Annotated in this window: 8 protein-coding genes and 2 pseudogenes; all 10 read right to left on the bottom strand. The window is 66.9% G+C overall.

The genetic code is table 11. The features are described from left to right. Window positions 1-112: 112 nt before the first annotated feature. Window positions 113-1,635, bottom strand: a pseudogene (secD, locus tag ACH4EW_RS25385) (protein translocase subunit SecD); the annotation flags it as partial. Window positions 1,636-1,664: 29 nt separating this feature from the next. Further along, complete coding sequence (locus ACH4EW_RS25380; protein WP_398260563.1) at window positions 1,665-2,231, bottom strand: hypothetical protein; 567 nt, start codon at window positions 2,229-2,231, stop codon at window positions 1,665-1,667. Window positions 2,232-2,260: 29 nt separating this feature from the next. After that, the gene (locus ACH4EW_RS25375) at window positions 2,261-3,085 is read right to left on the bottom strand and encodes a rod shape-determining protein MreC (protein ID WP_398260561.1); all 825 of its coding nucleotides are present in this window, start codon (window positions 3,083-3,085) and stop codon (window positions 2,261-2,263) included. A gap of 157 nt (window positions 3,086-3,242) precedes the next feature. Then, window positions 3,243-5,354 carry an NAD-dependent DNA ligase LigA gene (gene ligA, locus ACH4EW_RS25370; RefSeq protein ID WP_398260559.1) on the bottom strand — a complete coding sequence of 704 codons (2,112 nt, stop codon included), beginning with the start codon at window positions 5,352-5,354 and terminating at the stop codon, window positions 3,243-3,245. A 50-nt stretch (window positions 5,355-5,404) separates the two neighbouring features. Further along, window positions 5,405-5,740: pseudogene (locus ACH4EW_RS25365) on the bottom strand (hypothetical protein); the annotation flags it as partial. A 178-nt stretch (window positions 5,741-5,918) separates the two neighbouring features. Beyond that, window positions 5,919-6,335: an Imm1 family immunity protein gene (locus ACH4EW_RS25360; protein ID WP_398260595.1), complete on the bottom strand. Its 417-nt coding sequence runs from the start codon at window positions 6,333-6,335 to the stop codon at window positions 5,919-5,921. Window positions 6,336-6,626: 291 nt separating this feature from the next. Further along, on the bottom strand, window positions 6,627-8,429 hold the full coding sequence (locus tag ACH4EW_RS25355; protein WP_398260557.1) for a DddA-like double-stranded DNA deaminase toxin: 1,803 nt from the start codon (window positions 8,427-8,429) through the stop codon (window positions 6,627-6,629). Between the two features lie 549 nt (window positions 8,430-8,978). Next, window positions 8,979-13,652 carry an RHS repeat-associated core domain-containing protein gene (locus ACH4EW_RS25350; protein WP_398260555.1) on the bottom strand — a complete coding sequence of 1,558 codons (4,674 nt, stop codon included), beginning with the start codon at window positions 13,650-13,652 and terminating at the stop codon, window positions 8,979-8,981. A gap of 182 nt (window positions 13,653-13,834) precedes the next feature. Further along, window positions 13,835-17,503 carry a LamG domain-containing protein gene (locus ACH4EW_RS25345; protein WP_398260553.1) on the bottom strand — a complete coding sequence of 1,223 codons (3,669 nt, stop codon included), beginning with the start codon at window positions 17,501-17,503 and terminating at the stop codon, window positions 13,835-13,837. Window positions 17,504-17,804: 301 nt separating this feature from the next. Continuing rightward, entirely contained in the window at window positions 17,805-19,907 is a 2,103-nt protein-coding gene (locus ACH4EW_RS25340) for an alkaline phosphatase family protein (RefSeq protein WP_398260551.1), read from the bottom strand. Window positions 19,908-19,996 lie beyond the last annotated feature (89 nt).

The following is a 19,996-nucleotide window of genomic DNA, read 5'->3' as shown; positions in this document are numbered from 1 at the left end:
CCGGCCCCCCCCCCCGGGGGGGTGCCCCGGGGCGTGGCCCCCCCCGGCGCCGGCGGGGGGTGGGCGCCGCGGCGCGCGGGCGGGGGCCCGCCGCTGCCTCCCCCCCCCCCCCCCCCCGCCGGTGAATTCGACACCCAGGTTGACGCCGCGTACGACGATGCCGAGGACGGCGACGGCGATCAGAGCCGTGGAGATCAGCAGCCAGCGGCGCGGGGACCGCATCAGCTGGGGATCGCGGCGGGTCAGCCAGGTGCGTACCCGGCCGGGGGCGGTGATGCCGTTGACGCCCCCGTGGTCGCTGACGAATCGTGAACGTGCGGCGACATCGGTGAGTGCGCGGGCGACGACGAGTGCGGAGAACATCGAGGCGAGCACACCGATGGCGAGTGTGACACCGAATCCCTTCACCGGTCCGGAGCCGAAGAGGAAGAGCAGCCCGGCCGCAATCAGCGTCGTGATGTTGGAGTCGGCGACGGCGCTCCAGGCATTACGGAATCCTGCGGTCAGCGAGGAGCGCAGCGAGCGGCCCGGATGCTGTGTGCGTTCCTCTCTGGCCCGTTCGAAGACCAGCACGTTGGCGTCGACCGCCATCCCGATGGCCAGGACGAACCCGGCGAGACCTGGCAGGGTGAGGGTCACTCCGAGGGCGACCAGGGCCGCGTAGGAGATCAGCCCGTAGGCAGCCAGTGCGACGGCGGCGAGCGCGCCGAAGAGCCGGTAGACGATGGTGATGAAGAGTGCGGTGGCTGCGGCGCCGATGAGGGCGGCCCGGGCGCTGGCGTCGATGGCGTCGGCGCCGAGCGTCGGGCCGACGGTCCGCTGCTCGACGATCTCGACGGGGAGCGGCAGGGCGCCGCCCTTGATCAGCAGGGCCAGTTCCTGGGCCTCGTCGGCGCTGAAGGAGCCTGTGATCTGGGTGGAGCCGGACGGCAGGCCGACGTTGCAGCCGACCGAGGGGGAAACCTCTGGCGAGGAGATGATCTGCTGGTCGAGGACGATGGCGACGCGGCGCCGGTCGTCCTGGACCGGGTGGCATGCGGCCTCACCGGTCAGCTGGGTCCAGGCCCGGCCCGCCTCCTTGTGGAAGTCGAGGGAGACGGACCAGCCGGCGCCCTGCTGGGCGTCGAACACGGCGGTGGCGTCCTTGACGCCCGCGCCGGAGAGCCGGGCCGGGCCGAGATCGAGGGAGCGGCCCTGTTCGTCGGGGAGCGTCGGCCCGTCGCCGGCCTTGGCGTCCGCCTTGTCGTCCTTCTTGTCGTCCGCCTTGTCATCGCTCTGCGGGGCGGGGCCCTGGACCGCGTGGAAGCTGAGCTGGGCGGTTCTGCCGATGACCTCGGCAGCCTCGCGCGGGTCCTGGACATCCGGGAGTTCGACGATGATCCGGTCCTCGCCGGAGCGGGTCAGGGTGGGTTCGGTGACACCGAGGGCGTCGATGCGCTGGCGGAGCACCTCCATGGTGCGATCGGTGCTCTCCTGGTCCGCTTTCGCGGTGTCGGAGTCCTTGGCCTGGAGCACCATTCTGGTGCCGCCCTGAAGGTCGAGGCCGAGTCTGGGTGACTTGGTCAGCGTGATGAACACGGAGACGAGCAGCACGGCCGCAGCCAGAACCGCCCGCACCGTGGTGGCGCGAGTCATGGGTTTCCTCCGAGGGGCGCCGGGCGCCCTCACCTCGGCGAGGACATTCCGGCGGGTCTGTGGGACGGGACCGGTGGCAGGACCGGTGGCCGGTGAACGGCTGTTCTCGGAGGCCCGCGGACGGCGGGGAGCGCAGTGCGGAAGCGGTCGGTGGCACGAAGGGGTGCGGCGGGGACCCGCCGGAGGGCGTGGTGCGGTACGCGGATGCCCGGTGCGCCGGGCAGCAGGAAGTTGTGGCCGGGGGGCGGGAGATGGTGCTGCGTGCGGGCGTGGTCGGTGCCGGCCCTGGGCTGGGGTGCGGTCGCCGGCGGCCGGTGGCGGTCGGTCGCCGTGGCCGTGCGGGTGCGCCGGGTGTCGTGGACGGTGCCCGTGCGGGCGGTCCGGTCCGTGTGCGGGGTGGGTTGATGGGCGCCGGGTGAGTACGCGGCGGAGGGCGGCACACCGGCGAACGGCTGGGCGGGGAGTGCGGATCCGGCGGCTGCGGGGGCACCGACGACGACGGTGAGTACGGCGAGAAGGAGGGCGACGAAGACCTGTCGGGCCGCCTGTGCGGTTCTGCGGTGTGCCGGGGCGCCCGGCCATGCCCTCGGGGGCACATTCCCCGGGGGCGGCCCCGGGAGGGGGGTCACCTCGTTCGGCCGGGCAGGGCCGGTGTCACGCCGGCTCGGCGGAGAACGGAGCTGAGTATCAGCCCGGCACCGCGTACGACCGTGGTCGCGGGGTCGTCGGCGAGACGTACCGGAACGCCGAGGCGGACCGCGACCCGGTCGGTGATGTCGGGGCGGGCGGCACCGCCGCCGGCGAGCAACGGGCCCTTGCGCAGGGCCCCCAGGACGGCACCGTGCCGGTCCTGCTTCCACATCTCGTCCACCATGTCCACAACGGTGCGTACGACGTCGGTGGGCGGCTCGGAGGGGTCGAGGTCGCTCAGTCCCGTCTCGGCCTGACGGGCGTCGCGGACCAGTCCGTCGACGAGGAGGGTCGCCTCGGTCAGCTCGGCACCGATGTCGACGACGAGCAGCGGGCCGCCGTCCTGCGGTCCGGCGTATGCGGCGGCGGCCCTCGCGCTGTCCAGGGCGATGATGCTCGTCGGCCTGAGTGCGGCGATCAGTTCCATCGCCGCGGCACGGTGTTCGGGCCCGGCAAGGACGGGATGGCTGAGGACGATCACGGTGTCGGTACGATCCGCGCCCAGGGCGCTGTCGGCGATACGGCCGAGCATCCGGCCGCAGGACACGGGGTCGACGATGCGCCCTCGCCGGACCGGGCGGCCGTACCCGGCCCCGGCGCCGAAGTCGCCGCAGGCGTCGGTGTCGGCGATGACGCCGTGTCCTGGCATCCAGGCGCGGGTCCGGGAGCTGCCGAGATCGAGGGCGAGGCCCCGGGTGACACCCCGGTACTCCCGGCGGACGGACCGGCCGAGCCGCGGACCGTCGTGCAGCGAACGCATCGCCCCTCCCACCGGCCTGCCGACGCGGCCGTTCACACACCCATTGACCCGCTGATAGCGAGGCATGGCCGAGCCCTCACTATGCAATAGGGAGGCAAAGAAAGCCACTCTCAGGCGAAATCCAAGGGGTCGGGCGCGGCGAGGTCTCCGCCGTGCGTCACACCTCCGACGGCAGGAACCCGGCGATCAGTTCTGCGAACTCGTCCGGCGCGGCGATCCGGACACCGAGGTCCTCGGCCTTGGTGCGCTTGGATCCGGCCTTCTCCCCGGCGACCAGGAGCGTGGTGCGCTTGGAGACGCTGGACGAGGACTTCCCGCCGGCTCGCTCGATCAGCTCGTTCATCTGATTCCGGGAGAGCTTCTCCAGTACGCCGGTCATGGCGCCGGTGACCACCACGGTCATCCCGTCCAGCGGCAGACCGGCGGTCCCCTCCCCGTCCGCGGCGGCAGCGGCTTGGGTGCCCTCCTCCCCCGGCTCCGGCGGCGGCGTCGCACCGGGCTCCTTCATGTTGACCCCGGCGGCCACCAGTTTCTCGATCAGCGGGGCCAGCTCCACCAGCTCCGCGACGACACCTGCGGCCTTCTCCTTGCCGATGCCGTCGACCCGCTGGAGCTCCTCGGCGTCGGCGGCCCTGATCCGGTCCATGTCCGCGAAGTACCGGGCGATCCGCCGTGACATGGAGCGCCCTGTGCCGCGTACCCCCAGCGCGCAGAAGACCCGGGAGAGCGGTTGGGTCCGTGCCGTTTCGATGGCGGCCAGGAGGTTGTCGGTGCTGGTCTCACCCATCCGTTCCAGGCCGAGCAGCTGCTCGCGGTCGAGGGTGAAGAGGTCTGCGAAGTCGGCCACCAGACCGGCGTCGACGAGCTGGACGACCCGGGTGGCGCCGAGGCCTTCGATGTCGAGCTGGTCACGGCCCGCCGCGTACGAGATGGAGGCGACGAGGCGGCAGTCGCGGCCCCGGACACAGCGCCAGCGCTGCTCGCTGGTGTCGATCCCGGAGCCGCACTGCGGGCATGCCTCGGGGAAGACTATGGGCTGCTCGTCACCGGTCCGCAGATGGGCGACGGGCGCCTCGATACGGGGGATGATGTCGCCCGCCTTGTAGACCATCACACGGTCGCCCAGGCGCAGATCACGCCGGGTGATGTCGGCCGGGTTGTGCAGGGTGGCGTAGCTGACGGTCGAGCCGTCGATCTCGACCGGCTCCAGCACGGCGCGCGGCGCGATGATGCCGGTCCTGCCCACGTTCCACTCGACGCCGAGGAGCCGGGTGACCTTCTCGACGGCCGGGAGCTTGTATGCGATGGCCCAGCGCGGTGCCCTGGTGCCGGTACCGGCCTCGCGCTGGTCGGCCGCGAGATCCGCCTTGATCACGATGCCGTCGATGCCGAACGGCAACGAGGCGCGCAGAGCCGCGACTTCCTCGACCCGGGTCTGCACCTCCTCGACGGTGGTGACGGTGCGCGGTGCCACATCCGTCTTTGCCGCGGTGTGCACGCCGAGCCCCGCGACGTATCCCAGGACCGCGCTGTGCGGGAGTTCGGCGAGGGTGTCGGTCAGCTCCGCGGACTCGGGCAGCGGCAGGGCACCGTAGGCGAAGAACGTCATCTCCACCGTGTACGCGCGGTCCTTGGCGCGGAGTGTGCCCGCCGCGCCGTTCCTCGGGTTGGCGAAGGGCGCGCCGCCGTGCTCGGTGCGCACGGTGTTGGCCTGTTCGAACTGCTCGGTCGTCATGAGGATCTCGCCGCGCATCTCGATCGTCACCGGCTCGGCGAGCTGCTCGGGGAGGCCGGCCACGGTGCCGATGGCATGCGAGACGTCCTCGCCCGCGGTGCCGTCGCCCCGGGTGATCAGCTGCTCGAGGCGGCCCGCCCGGTAGCGGGCAGCGACAGCCAGGCCGTCGAGCTTCGGCTCCACGCTCCACGCGGCGACGGGCCTGCCGATCCGGCGCTCCAGCGACGCGGTCCACGTGACGAACTGTTCGGCCGAGAAGACGTTGTCCAGGGACAGCATCGGCACCGTGTGCGGCACGTCCCCACTTACGGCGCCGCCCGCCACCTTGCCGTTCGGGGACGCCTCCAGCACCTCCTGCGGGTGCTGCTGTTCGTATGCGTCGATCCCCCGTACCAGCCGGTCGTACGCATCGTCATCGAGCGTGCTCTCGCCCGTGGCGTAGTAAGCGGCGGCGGCCTGCGACGCTTCTTCGACCGCGGCGGCGTAGGCGGCGGTATCGGCGAGCACAACAGCTGAGTTCGTCATGGCCCCCATCCTGCCGCCCACCACTGACAACGCCGCTCAGAAGGTCACCCGGCAGGCTCTCAGCCGGCCTCCTGAACCGTCCCGCCCGTCTCGTCGGCGCCACCCACCGCGCCCGGCGGTGCCAGCGGGATCTGCGGTCCCGTGCACTCCCGCAGCCAGCGCCGCAACACCTCGTGCACCTGCTCGGCCCCCACCAGCTCCGTGCCCTGCGCCACCGGCGCCGACAGATCTGCCGGCCACAGCAGGAACGGCCTGGACTGCTCGCCGCCCAGACCGCCGTGCGAGCCGATCTGTTCCTCGAAAGCGTGCACACAGCCCGTGGCCCCGTCATGCATCGAGTTGACCATGATGTCGGCGACATGCGGGAAAGTGTCGGTGCGTCGCACCGCGGCCGCCGTCAGGCACCGCCTGACGGGGCGTCAAATTTGCTTGCACACATCCACAAGCAAATGGAAGTTCAACAAACAGCGACATCAACGCGAAATTCGCGCATAACCTCCATGATCGAGTAATAAATTTCGTCTCGCTGAAAGGGAGATTCCATCTTGCACGAAGCGCCACCGAGAACCTTCATCAGTGCAATGGGTGCCGTGTACCCGAGTCTCTGCACCATGGATCCTGACAGTAGGAAGGTGTAACATCCGCCTGCCCATTCAGAGAGTGGTACGCGCCAAAGTCACCACGATCCCAGCAAATCGCCGTAGGCCTCTGACCGCTTCTCAGTTCGCAAAATTCCTCGACGGCCGCACGAATATCAGATATCGGCAGCGTATTGCGGGGCTCGAATAGCCTCCAATCGTCCAAATCGGCAACAACGTTTTGATCCAACACCGGCGGTTCCGGATTCTTGGAGGTCCATACACTCCTCGCAATCTCCCGATCCACTCGAACTACGGAATCCTCGGGAACTTGCCACCTCAATGCGCCATATCCCGTAAGCGGATTTGTCGAGACTTGTAGATAGCTGTCAAAATACCGATCCGATTTCATCGGATCCCTATGTGGCGCCAAGAGCACAAACGTTGCAAGAATGCCACCCTTCGGCTTTCCAACCACATCTGGCCCTCGGTCGGGCCCGCCGCTCACCAACTCGCTAATCAAGCGCCTAAGAATAGCTCCCGATGCTGCATGATATGTCGTACCGCCAGTGAAAATAGTCAGAATCATTAATATCCTCCAACGTTCGCAGGTGAGGCGATGCGGAATACTGAAATTAGACCGACCCCACCCCGGAGGATTCTACCCCAGGGCAGGGCCGGCCAGATATTACACCACTTGAGATTAACCGCCGCCCAGCATGGTTACCCCGTGCCAGCCCTCTTCAGTGCGCCACACGGACGTCAGGCTAGACCCTCTTGGTAGAATTGCAGATACCCCAGTCATACATGAATAGGGACCAGAGCAAACCCCGTCAGGATTGTTTATTACGACTTTCGCCCTCTGAATGCTATTGCTTCTCATAGCCAAAGCGATCTTGGTCTCTACATGAGAGGCGGCTGCGAACCTACCTGCAGCGTCATGTGGCACGCCAGATTCTCTGAGCGCGTCCCTCACGTGCGCGAATGAACCATTCTCGCCACTTGATACGGGAGGCCCGACTCTATTTCCTGCATCATCAACGACCTGGCCAGTCGTAATCTTGCTGCCTGCCAAATCATCCGCAATCCCGTCGAGCGGATTGCAGTTGTGAACGAGAACCGGCGTAGCCCCCGCCAGCACATAGTACGCGTGGATGTCCCGGATGGTCAGGTCGTGGGTGCGTTGCCGCTTGGTGTAGTGGCTAAGCGCGGTGATCTGGACGTGGGTTCCTGCGCTGGTCCTGAGCCACTGTCCGACTTGGAGGTCGCCGGCGCGGATCCATTGTTTGAGTTCAGGTACCCAGAAGGGGTGGGTGTCGGTGGCTACGATGCTGGAGAGTGTGTCGCCTATGGCGATGGTGACTTCAGTAAATTCTTTGTCATCTTCCGTCGTAATAGTGGAGATGACTTTCTTTTTGACGCTTTTCCCCGTAGTGGTGTCGGTTGTCGTTACGGTGTCGCCGACTTCGACGTCTTCGATTGCTTTGTTGCTGCCGTCAGCGAGCAGTACCCCGGTTCCGGGAAGAAAGCTGTGGCACGGCCCCATCACCTTCTCGAGGATCTTCCCGGCGATGGCAGTGGTCACCACGGCACTGGCGGCTCCCCACAGGGCGCCGTCGATCATGTCTGAGACTTCGTCGGCGGTGCTGCGGTCTGCGTCCTCGGACAGGGCGTTGTTTACTGCAGCGCCTGCGGCACCTGCGATCGCACCGCATCCTGCGGTCACGGCGAGGCTGGCGCCACCGGTTGCCGGTGCGCTGCCTATGGACGAGAGATAGCAGGCGCCCCCAGTGACAATTTCAGTGGCCACCACAACGATCTCTTTGTGGTCCTGCGCCCAGTCTTTGGTGTCTTCCCAGGCATTCGACCATCCGCATTTGGACCAGAAGCCGCAATTCTTCCCGCTGTCATCGGAACCGCCTCCGCCGGCCGTACCGCTGCCGCTGTCGTGCGTGCCTCCGGTCTTCCCTGGGGTGGGACTCGGTGCCGGGGCAGGGCCCCCGTCGCGCCTCGGCTCGCTGTGGCCGGTTCCGTCGTCGATCCATAGTCCGGTGGGGTCGGCCGAAGTGACGGGGGTGTTGTTGGCGTATGCGTAGCCGTTCAGGGATTGATGCTGCTCGAGAGCCAGTACGGGGTCGACGCTGATGAATTGACCAATGGTGGGGTCGTATTCGCGGGCGCCGATATGGGTGAGGCCGGTGGTGGTGTCGGCCGGCTTGCCGAGGAAGCCCTTGTCGTCGGGCCAGGTGGTGGGTGTTGCCCCGCGGGTGGAGCCGAAGGGGGTGGTGTAGCGCTTGGTGACGGCCCAGGTAGTGGGTTCGAGTACCAGGCTGGCCGTTCCGTGGGGGTCTGAGCAGAGGAAGTTGAGTTTGGTACCGGACACTCCGCTGGTGGCGGTGCGTACGGCGATGGTCTTGTCGGCGGCTGTGTAGTAGCGGGTGCCGGACAAAGTCTTCGTTGTGCCCTTGGTGGTGAGGCGGACTTCCGTGCCGCCGAGGTAGAGCACGGTGTCGCCGTCGCCGGTCGCGCGCCGGATCAGGAGTTCGCCGGAGGCGTCGTACAGGTAGTTGGTTTCCAGCTTTGGCTTGCTGTCGACGGCGGGCTCACTGGTGGAGACGAGTTTGCCCTCGGAGTTCCAGACCAGGGTCTGCTGGGCCTGGGTGCCGGGCCTGCTGGTGGTGTTGCCCGTGTCGTCGTATACGTAGGTGCTGGTCTTGGTACCGGTCGTCTTGGTCAGTGGGTGGGGCTGGCCGGTGGTGGTTCCGTACTCGTACGACGTTGTCGTGTCACCCGAGGCGGTGTGTTGCTTCTCGCTCTCGCGCTGACCGGATTTGTAGTAGGTGTAGCCGGTCCAGTACGGAGCCGCACCATCGAGGTTGGCGGTGGTGCGCCCGCTCTTGGCGCAGTCTGCGGTCTTGGGGGTCCAGGCTTCGGTCAGGCGGCGGTTGCCGTCGTACTCAAAGCATTGGTAGTCGGCCGTGGCGGTGCCGCCCTGGGTGCTGGCGTCGAAGATGGAGGTGACGTTGCCGGCGTCGTCCTGGGTGTATTTCAGCTCCTAGGGCATGTAGCCGTGGACGTCGTCGGTGACGTAGGAGCGGGTCAGACGACGGGTGCCGTCCTCGTAGTCGTAGTTGAGGTAGGCCTTCTTCGCCGAACTGGTGGAGTCGGTGCCCACCGTGAGCTGACGCAGGTCTCCCTGGGGGGAGTAGGCGGCTGTCTGGAGGTAGGCGGTGGTGCCCTGAACGGCGGTCTGCTGACCGAGAGCGTTGTACTTGTTGGAGATCGTCTCGGCGGCGAGACCACCGACGGCGGGCTGGGATGCTTGCTTGACGGTGCCGTCGAGGTTGTATCCAGTGGTGAAGGACAGCGTCTTGGGGACGCCGGCGTCGACCAGGGGCTCCTTGTCCTTGTCGGGCAGGATCAGCTGGCTGCCGGTGACCCGGTAAAGGTTGTCGTAGGCGGTGACTTTGGTGGTGTACGCCTTGCCGGTCAGGCCGCCTTCATAGCGGGTGGCGGTGTCCTGCTGGCCCTTGGCCAGTTCGTCGAAGGCCCAGGAGGCGAGCTGGGTGGCGTCGGACTTGGTTCCGTCCCACAGACCGTTCTTGCGGCCGAGGTTGTCGTACTCGGAGATCAGGGTCCTGCCGCGGGAGTCACTGGTGCTGGTCACCTGGTCGAGCGCGTTGTAGTGGGTGTGCGAGGTGCCCTTGTCCGGGTCGGTGGCGCTGTCCTGGCGCCCGAACAGGTCGTACGTGTATGACCACTTGGTCTGGTCGGGCCCGGTGACGATTTTCTGCTGGCCGGCCGAGGTGTACTCGTAGCCCGTGGTTGTGTAGTCGCTACCGGCCGCCTGTGGTCCTGCGTACTCTCGGCGTTCCGTTGTCTGACCAAGTGCGTTGGTGGTGACCATCGTGGCCTGGCCCCCTGGCGGGGCGCTGTTGGACACGGTGTCACCGGTGTAGTCGGTCTTGGTCTTGAAGCGTTCGACACCCCGAACCTTGGTCACCGTCAAGGTGGCACGCCCGGCGCCGTCGTAGGTGGTGTCGGTCTCCATGGGTGCCTGGCCGCCCTCGGTCCCCACCAGATCCCCGGACGGGACTGTCTTGTCCGCCCAGATATCCGCCAGGCTGGTGACGGTGAGGCCTCGCTCGTCGTACATGGTCTCGGCAACGATGGTCCCGCCGTTGGGCGCGGGGGTCTGCGTCTGCCGGGGCCGCAGCAGGGAGTCGTAGATCTCGTAGGCGGTGTTGTAGCCGGAACCGTCGCCCTTGATCGAGCCGGTTGAGACCCACGGTGTGTCCGTGGCCGTGATGCTGTAGTTGTAGACGTAGTTCGGAGTGGCGTTCAGGGCCTTGAGCCGGTTGGGCAGCCACACCTTGGTGACCCGGCCCAGCGAGTCGTACTCGGATTCCGTGATCTTGTTGTTGGGATCGGTGACCTTGGTGGCAGCGCCGGTTGCGAAGTCCACCGCCGTGGTCGTGGTGTAGCCCTTGATGTTGGTGCTCGTGCTGGAAGTCAGAGGGCCGATCTTGTCGGACGGGATGTATGCCGCGGTGGTGACGAGTGCGTCGTTGGTGTCCTTGACGGTGAGTGGCCGGCCGAGGATGTCGTAGGTCGTGGTGACGAGCTTCTGGAAGACCGGCGTGTCATCGAGGCCGTAGGACTTGGCCCGGCCCGTCCACTGGACTTCGCCCTTGGTGGGCTTCTGTGTTGCACTCCAGGTCGTGGTGTCGTACGCGGTGGCGATGTCGGAGATGACATCTCCGGGCTTGGTGGAGTCTGCGGGCAGGTCCAGCGCGGAGTCCGCGGTGGAGCAGGGCTTGGTAACGATGCGTGTGCGCGCTGCCAGGGAGTTGATGCCCAGGGTGTCATTTCGGGCGTACCAGGTGCGGGTGCACTTCTCATCGCCGGTGACGGCGTCGTCGCCCTTGTCCTCGACGGTTTCGGGCATGCCGTAGTCGTCGAAGGTGGTGACGGTGGAGCGGACCCGGTCCTTGGGCGTGCCGCTGCTGGTGATGTTGGTGCGGGTGTGGGTGGCGGCGGTGCGTACGTAGTACGCCTCGGTGTCCGCGTACGACTTGTGCTGTGTTGCTGTTCTCTTCGACCATGGGTCGTTGATGGTGCCGCCGACCTCGTTGGCACCGTTGTAGGTGACCGTTTCGCGGGTGAATCCGGCGTACGGTTCGGAGTCGGTGATCTCGGCGGCCTTGATGCCGGTGGCCTTGACGGATTTCCGCTTGTCCGGGTCGAGGGTTATCCCGTCGTCCTTGAGCACGCGGTCGCCGTTCATGCCGCGCATGTACGCGGTGACGGTCTTGGACTGGGTCTTGCCGGGAACGCCGGTGAGGTGGGTGACCTGCCCGAAGCCCCGCCAGATGGACCAGGTGCGTTCCTTTTCCTTGGTCATCGGGTCGTCGTTGTAGTGCCAGGCACCGCCACCGGAGTAGCTGTAGGTGTTCTGTACGGCTTCGGACCCGCCGTAGGGGTCTGTGTTGATCACTGAGGAGACCGGGTACTTCTGGAACCAGTCCAGGATCGGTGTCTTCTCCCCGTTCGGGGACCAGAACACCGGGTAGCAGCGTCCGGTGTTCTGGTCAGGGCGGGGCAGGGTGTCCCTGGAAGTGCAGCCGGCTTCCATGTAGGTGACGATGGTCTGTGCTCCCGCCTCGGACGTGACGGTCTTCAGGCGTGGCTTTTCCAGGGACAGGATGTTGTCGGTGGTCGAGTCGACACGGTTGGGGTAGGACTCGTGGGTGAAGCGGACCGGGTCCAGGACCAGGTCGGTGCCGCGCTTGCCGGTGTGCTGGATCTCGTCCAGCCATAGCGACTGGTCCGTCGAATCGCCCGTGTCGCCGGGGTCGATGTAGTGCTGCTTCAGTGTCCAGTTGTCCACGGCGGAGAAGCCGGGGGTGGCCGCTGCGGCGTCCCAGGCGTAGGTGGTGATACCGGTCATCCGCTTGCGGGAGAAGAAGGTCGGGCTGACGTTGCCGGTGCACTTGCCGCCGTCCTTGCAGACGGCGTCGAACGGAACGTCCGGCCAGTTGTCCCGGGTGTCCTCGGTCAGGGAGTCGCAGCCGGTGCCGGAAGCTTCGCAGCGTTCGTCGTAGCTGAAGGTGACCTTGTTCGAGGCGGGCTGGGCGGCGAAAAGGCCGTCGGCTCGCTGCCCGTAGCGGATCTCCTTCAGGTAGCCGCCGCGGGTGTAATGGGTGCCGGTGTTGTCGTCGCCGAGCTGGTCGTAGTTGTTGGTCTCAGCCGTGTACCAGTAGGACATGGCGTTCTTGTGGGTGTCCTCGACATAGTCGAGGTTCCACCGCCATGCCTGCTTCTTGGCCCGGCCGGAGAAGCTGGTGCCGTCCGCATAACCGGGTTCGCCGGAGTCGTCGCCGAGGACCGGTACTGTCCATACCGAGTCGGTGCGGTCAGCAGTGCCTGCACCGTCCAGCTTGTTGAGACCGAAGACGTACTTCGTTCCGTCCCCCGTGGTGACAGTCCAGTACTCGCCCTTGCCGTCGACGTCCGCGTCGCCTTCGTCGCCGTTTTCGGCACCGGTGGAGTGCGTGACAGTGGAGGCATCGTCGTTCTTCAGCCGCCACTTGCCTGACGTGTCGTCCTTGACCAGTTCACTGGACTTGCCGTTGAGGACGAGCGAGGCGTTGTCGTACTTCCAGCACAAATCAAACTTGTCTGGCTGACCGTCGTCGTCACACACGCCGTATTTGCGCTCGATATACGACGAGGTGATATCGAAACCGGTACCGATCGTGGTGCTCTGGTTATTGGTGTTCGCGGTCTGGCCGTCCACCGCACCGGAGTCGTAGGAGATCGACAGATCCGGTGCCGGTCCCGCCGCCGCGGGCGGCGTGCGCAAGGGATACGACCAGGTGAACGTGCCGGAAGAGCCTCCTGCCTCCCAGGTCGAGGAAGCGGCCAGCGGGGTCGCCTTGTAGTCGCCGCCGCCTGACTTGGTTCCCGCAGCCAGCGCCACGACCATCGTGCGTCCTTCGGCCTTGGCCGCAGGCTCGGCAGTGGGTTCCGTACCGAAGGTCAGCTGTGTATCGATGCGGTTGTGCTTACGGTGGTTGGTGAACTCAAGGAGCGCACGGGTACGGCAGGAGGCCTTTGTCGGACTGCTCAGTGCACAGTCCGGGAGGCGCAAGGCTTGCAGTCGACCGGCCCAGTCTCCCCCGTAGGCGGATGCGAACTTTCCGTAATTGATGCCGAGTTGGGCACTGCCACCGGAGGAAGGACCGGTTACGGACAGGACAATGCCCTTGACGCCCAGTTTCGCTGCCTGCTTCTGGTCAAGGACCTTGACCTTGACCGAGTCGGCCGCCTTGGGCTGCTTCTTGCCCTTGGCCCGGTGCGGACGGTTCAGAGTGAGCGGGAGCGCACCGGGTGATGCCTTCGCCGGCCCCAACGCCGGCAGGGTCATTGTCGCTTGCCCGGATGTCGGCCAGGCGACAACCTTCTCGCGGTCCTTCTTGGCCCGCGCGACGGCAACTCGGTCTTCGTCAGCCGACTTCTTCACTAACGCCGCGGTCTTCTTGTTCACCTTCGCGGTGAACGGCGACACTTTGTCCGGGTGCAGCTTGACCTGTGGCTTGCCCAGCGGATCAGCATGAGCTGCGAACGCGACCGGCGACAGCAGCCCCGGTATGAGAGTGAAGCCGGCAAGCACCGCGATCCGCCGTGTCCAGGCTGTGCCGCCTGGACCGCTTCTGCGCGCGCGCATAGCTGATCCGAACCCGTTCATTTGGTTTCCGCTCCCCGCATGGGCCGCCTCGGGCGGCCGGCGTTCTTGCCCCGCGGCCAGTACCGAGGGGGACGTTTGGTGGGTAACGCGATGAATCTGAAAACCTGCGCAACAGCGCGGCCAGGTGGCGGCTCGATCGGTGTCGCCACCTGGCTCGCCGGTCAGCCTGCGCCCGATCCGGGCTGCACTTGGGAGCTGACCTGATCTGCCGTCATGGCACCTGTCCAGATCCTCAGGCCCTCCAGGCTGCCGGCCAGGTAGTTGCCGGTGGTTCCGCCCTTGGCACCACGGCCCATGGCCAGTTCGCCGCTACCTGGCTGCGCCGCTGTGAAGCCTGAACTCGCATCGGACGGCTGATCAAAGTCACCGACGTACAAGTGCAGCTTCCCGTAGCGGGGCACTGTCTTGGACGGATCGGAGGTGTCGTCCCAGACCTCCTGGGCGTCGAAAACTCCGGTCACCTGGACCCACGTGTCGGTTTCAGCGAGGTCCCCGCCCGAAACCTCTGCGCTCTGGGTGACTTTACCGTCGGAATCGAGGGCGGTCCGGGTGAACTTCCACTGATACGTGCCGGCTGCGGGCTTGGTGATCCACAGTGCCCAGGCTGATTCATTGCCCGTGCGCTGGCCGGCCACCTGCCCGGTGTAGCCCACCGGCTTCGCCGCCAGTGCCTCGGAATCCACCTCCACCGATGCCGAGACCGTGAAGGACCCGCTCCCGTCGACCACCGGACCGGTCATGGAGGCGTAACCGGTGGTTCCGTTGAGTACCACTGCGCTCTGATCCGCGTTCGGAGCGGCGCCGCCCGCCAGCTTCATCGAAGCTACGGGGTAGGCCGTGGTCTCGGGTATCGCTGTGGCCGTCGCGCCGGCGGCATCCCATTGGGCCACGAGCTCGTTGGTGGGCACATCGTCCACGGCCGCCTGCGCCTCCTTGGCGATCTCGTCGCCGGTGAGGGGGCGTTGCCATACGGCTACCTCGTCCAGGAGACCGAAGAAGTTCTCACCGTACTTGCCGCTGACCTTCGAACGTCCCATCTGCAGGCCTTCGTTGGCGGTCCAGGGCTCGTAGGCCGGTGCACTCTTGATCAGCACGACGGGTTGCCCCTGCGGGCGTCCGTTCACGAACAGCTGGATCGTGTCATTGCTCTTGTCCGTGTCGCCCTTGGTATCGAAGACACCAGCCAGGTGTGTCCATACGTTCAGCGGCGGGTTCACCTGGTCGGCAACGGATCGGACGAACGTATGGACCGCCTGATCCCTGTCCGTACGGTTGAAGATCCACTGCTTGCCACTGGAGGAGTAGTACAGGGCGAACGCGCTGCCGTTCGTGCCGGGCTCAGTCAGCACCACCCGGTTCGCCGACGGGTTCGACAACTGCACCCATGCCGAGACCGTGAACGAGTCCTTCGTGTTCACCGCGGCGGTGGCGGTAGCCGCATAGCCAACCTGCTTTGCCGGATCCGTGGTGTCGTCATTGAGACGCAGCGAATAGTCCAGATCCCCGCGGCGTGCACGCGTCGACCACCCCGTGCCATCTGCACCGAAAAACGTCGCATCGTGACGGGCACCGGCCTCAGTGGCTGTGTCCTTGGCGGTCATAATGCCTGAACCGGGCGCCCCGTCATCCAGGTGCCATCGGCCGACCGGGCCGCTTGCCGGTGAGACCTTGAACGTGAATTCCGCCGGTGCCCCCCACCGCGTCCGGCCGGAGGAGTCGAGCTTGAGGTCGCTGGCCTCGACCGACAGCACCTGAGTACCAGTCAGTGACGGAATGACGTCGTCGACAGTCACGGTGGAGCCACTGACCAGTTCGGTGTCCTGGGCCGAGGTCGTCAGCAGACGCCACCGGTAGGCCCTGACGTCGGGGTCCGCGGCGTTGTGGTCGAATGTAAAACTGCCCGGTACTCCGGGGCCGCCCTTGCCCTCGCACAGCGTCACCGTACATTCGGAGTACGGGGCGCCCGCTGTAATAGTCGGGGGCTTCGGCGCAGTCGAGTCGATTTTGAAGTAGCACCACGACGAGTACGGGGAGAACAGATCACCCGAAGCGCCGTCATATGACCAGTGGGACTGAGTGCGCGCCTTGAGTCTGTACAGGCCACCATCCGCACGATTGGACGTGCGCAGGCTCTGCAGTGTCCCATCGGGAACCCAGCCGCTGGCCGGGCGGTAGTCGGACCAGACCTGATGCCATGCGGCGTCGTCGCCCCGCTCGACGATGTACTCAGCCTGCAGCGATCCCTCCTCATCCCCCAGGTGAGCTTCGACCTTCGTCTGAACGCGTGCCTGGACCATCGGGTCAACACGGGTCACCACCAACGGGTCCGTCGCCGACGTCCTGCAGTACGCAGTGCTGCCGTTACCCGGAACGACACCCACATTGGTCGGGACACCCGGCTGATGGACATAGTTGACCTTGAGTTCGGCATTGTCGTCGAACCGCTTCCAAGACCGCGCGTCATTCTCGTCCTTGGCCTTGAGCATGAAGGTCAGGCGTTTGATCTTTCCATCGGCGAACGAGCGCACCGTGGACTTGAGGTTCTCATCCGGCTCGGTGGGATTGTCGTTGAACTCAACCCAGTGGTCAGGCTGCGATGGACTGCAGTTGTCGCCGCGGCCATAGGACACATTCTTGTCGCCCATCAGGTCCAGAATCTTCGGTCCCGGCCAGCGGGTACCTTCGGACATGTTGTCGGTCCGTACCAGATCCACCCAGTGCGCATCACAGTTGAACGACCACGTTTCAAATGCCCGGAAGGTTGCATCCAAAATGTGCTTGCCCGCGAGCTGGCTCGGCGAGAGTTCGTACAGCATCCGGTTCTTGTATCCGTTGCCGCAGTAGTACCCGTCCGCGTTCCCGCACAGCCCGACGCCGTACTCCCCCTTGAACTGCCACCACCGGTCGCCGTCCGAAGAGATCACCGACCGCTCGGACACCCCAAGCCCGACCGACGGATCGATGCGCACGGGATACACCGTCCCCGCACCCCGCAGCAGATCCAGATCCGGCTTCACCGAGACAGCCCCACCCTCGACGTTCACCGGAAGCACCGCTGTGGCATCGCCTGTCCCCGGCTGCGTGGAATCGCCCTCACCGGCTGGATCCTGCGGTTCGTCCGCCGCCGCGCGGGCCTGCTGGGCTGCGGGCGCCTGGTCACCAGCAGAATCCCACATCTGCCCAGCCGGCCCCTTGAAGACTGTGTTGCCGTTCTCGTCGACCGCGCGCAGGCCTCCGCCGGCTCCCGGCACGATCTGCAAGCCGTCGCCGGAAACCGACAGGGTCACCTGCTCCAGTTCTGAACTGGCGGCAGCCTCTGCCGACTTGACGACCAGCACCTCGTGATAGCCCTCGGCCGTCGCCGTCAGCTCCAAGTCGACGCCCGTCATGACATTCGCATACGTGGCAGTCGCACCGTTAATGGTCGGCTCCGGCAGCACGCCGGGCCAGCCCAAAGACACCGAGCCCTGCTTCCCGCCCAGACGGATCATGTCCTTACCGCCGCCACCGGTGAACGCCAAATCCACCACAGAAGCCTTCGGTCCCACTGAACCGTCAGAACGGCGCACCAGCGTCGTGTCCACGTCCTGCCACGAACCGTCACTTGCCCGCACACGCCGCGGTGCCGTCGACTGGGTCAGAGTGAACGAGCCGTCGGGATTCGCCTCGGTCGTCGCATACTCAGTGCGCGCCGCGATGATCTCGACCGGCTCCCCGGTCTCCGCGGCCTGCGCCAGCGCAGTCTGCTCCGCAGCGGAGTCACTGGCGTTGGCAGTCGCCTTGGCCACAGCACCGGCACCGGCTGCATGGGCAGGAGCCGTCCCGGCCATGAGCGCAAGGCCAAGCAGTGGGCCCAACACCCGCCCAGCCCTCTGTCTGCTGACAGACAAAACTCTCCCCCACCCCGGTACAGGGTCTCCCTGGACCCGTCACGTTCATGACCTTCTGGTGAAGGTCGCTTGCGGACGGTAGGCGCAGGCAGCTTTGACCGTCAAGGATTTACATGGCGTATGAAAGGACATGTAAAAACCTGCCCCCCCGCAACAACTGGGGCATATGGGTTTGGGATATTCCAATCACCCGAGATGCAGAATCGTGGCTTCGGTGATGCCGGCGCGGCCTGCGAGCCGGTCAGCCGGCCTCCTGAACCGTCCCGCCCGCCTCGTCGGCGTCACCCACCGCGCCCGGCGGTGCCAGCGGGATCTGCGGTCCCGTGCACTCCCGCAGCCAGCGCCGCAGCACCTCGTGCACCTGCTCGGCCCCCACCAGCTCCGTGCCCTGCGCCACCGGCGCCGACAGGTCTGCCGGCCACAGCAGGAACGGCCGGGACTGCTCGCCGCCCAGACCGCCGTGCGAGCCGATCTGTTCCTCGAAAGCGTGCACGCAGCCCGTAGCCCCGTCGTGCATCGAGTTGACCATGATGTCGGCGACATGCGGGAAGGTGTCGGTGCGGCGCACCGCGGCCGCCGCGCCCGGGCCGAAGGACGCCAGCGGCCCTTCCCCGTCCTTCAGTTCCGACACCGGGACCTCGGTGCCGCCACGGCCCAGCACCACCGATCCGTGCCGCTCGCTGCGGACCAGCAGAAAGCCGATGCCGGGGTGGTTGGCGAGGGTGCCGAGCAGTCCGGGACGGCTCCGGTCGAGCTGTTCGCGCGAGGCGCGTCCCTCGACGTCGGGGAAGGAGATCAGGCCGAGGTTGCCGGAGGCGAGGACCACCGGATCGGACGGCTCGGCTCGATGTTCCGCCTCGCGCTCCTCGACCGGCCGGCGGTGCAGGGCGATCCGTACCGCGTCACGCGCCTCCGAACCGCTGCGGGTGCGGTGCGCCCGACGGGGCACGGGCAGCCCGCAGCCCGCCCGCACCAGGTCCTTGAGCGTCAGGCCGTACGCCCCCGCGAAGGTCTCGCCGGGGCTCTGCCCGTGGTCGGAGAGCAGCACGAACCGGTAGGTGCGCGGGGTGTGCTCGGCAACCTTGACGATCAGGGCGAGCGAGCGGTCCAGTCGCGCGAGCACTTTCTCCGCGTCGCGGCTGTTCGGTCCGGAGTGGTGCGCCACCTCGTCGTACGCGACCAGGTCGGCGTAAACGGCGGTGCGTCCGGCGAACATGTCCCCGATGACGGCGGCCACCACCACATCGCGTTCGACGACGGTCGCGAAGGCCCGGATGAAGGGGTAGAGCCCGCCGCGCTTGATCCGGGGCGTGTCCTTCCGTATCCGCGCCCCAGTGGACTGGCCGATCTCGCGGCAGACCTCGGCCACGAACGAAAGCGCGGTACGGACAGCATTGGCCGGATCGGAGAAGTAGGCGAAGTACCCGGCGCGGGAGTGGCGGCCCTTGCCAAGCCGGGCCGCCATGGACAGGACGAGCGCCAGCTGGTCGGCACCGCCGCTGAAGAGGTTCCCGCGGCTGGCACCGTCGATCGTGAGCAGCCCGCCGTCCTGGGTGCGTGCGATGGCCCGGCGCTGGAGTTCGATGGCGCTGGCGGGGCGGCTGGAAACCATGACATCGCCGGTCTCCTTCTCGTACCAGCGGAAGGCGGGGACGTCGTGGTTGGTGCCGTGCAGGATGCCGAGCTGGCTGGCGCCCGTCTGGCTGGACCAGTCGGTGCGCCACGGGGTGAGCCGGTGGCCCTCCTCGTCGGCGAGCCAGCTCGCGACGGTCGGCATCAGGCCGGAGTCGGCGGCCCGGGCGAGCACGTCGTGGCCGACGCCGTCGAGCTGGATGAAGACGGTGCCCGGTGGTCCGCTGCGCCCGCTGTCCGCACCGCTGCGCCGACGGCGGCGGTCGGCGAGCCGTGAGAGCCGGCGCCGGTAGGCATTGTCGTCGCGGACGGCCAGCGCCGTGGAGGTCGCGGAGGCGACGGCGGACATCACGGCCGCGACGACGACCGCGGTCTCCGGGTTGGCGGCGCCGCGCCCGTGCGGAATGAGCGACAGGGCGACCAGCAGCAGCGAGCCGTTCAGGAAGAAGACGAGCATCCCGAGGACGAGTGCGGGCACGATGAGCAGTGCCCGTACCAGGACCGGCCAGACCAGCGCGGAGAGCAGGCCGAACGCTCCGGCGCCCCAGGCCGCGGTGAATGCGACCGTCGTGATGCTGTCGCTGTTGTCCGACTGGAGCTTGAAGTCCGGCAGAATCCCGGCGAGCGCCAGCATCGTGAGCGTCGAGACCGCCCACACCACAAGCACTCGCATCAGGGCGCTGCCGGCTGTTCGCCATCGCCCGTCGCCCACGCCGTTCCACCTCACGTCCTGCCCCGCCGTCCCGCGGGCCCTGTCCCCCAGCTTTTCACAGCGCGGCCGCGGGCCGTCTGCGGCAGCAG

This window comes from Streptomyces sp. NPDC018000 (assembly GCF_044328025.1).
Lineage (GTDB): Bacteria > Actinomycetota > Actinomycetes > Streptomycetales > Streptomycetaceae > Streptomyces.
Note: the sequence above shows the minus strand (reverse complement) of the source record. Positions and strands in the feature narration are given on the sequence as shown.

Bases quoted from the DNA above. Each gene is read 5' to 3' on its own strand.
- ACH4EW_RS25375 (WP_398260561.1), bottom strand. From the start codon at position 3,085: ATGCGTTCGCTGCACGACGGTCCGCGGCTCGGCCGGTCCGTCCGCCGG.
- ligA (WP_398260559.1), bottom strand. From the start codon at position 5,354: ATGGGGGCCATGACGAACTCAGCTGTTGTGCTCGCCGATACCGCCGCC.
- ACH4EW_RS25360 (WP_398260595.1), bottom strand. From the start codon at position 6,335: ATGAAATCGGATCGGTATTTTGACAGCTATCTACAAGTCTCGACAAAT.
- ACH4EW_RS25350 (WP_398260555.1), bottom strand. From the start codon at position 13,652: ATGCGCGCGCGCAGAAGCGGTCCAGGCGGCACAGCCTGGACACGGCGG.
- ACH4EW_RS25345 (WP_398260553.1), bottom strand. From the start codon at position 17,503: ATGGCCGGGACGGCTCCTGCCCATGCAGCCGGTGCCGGTGCTGTGGCC.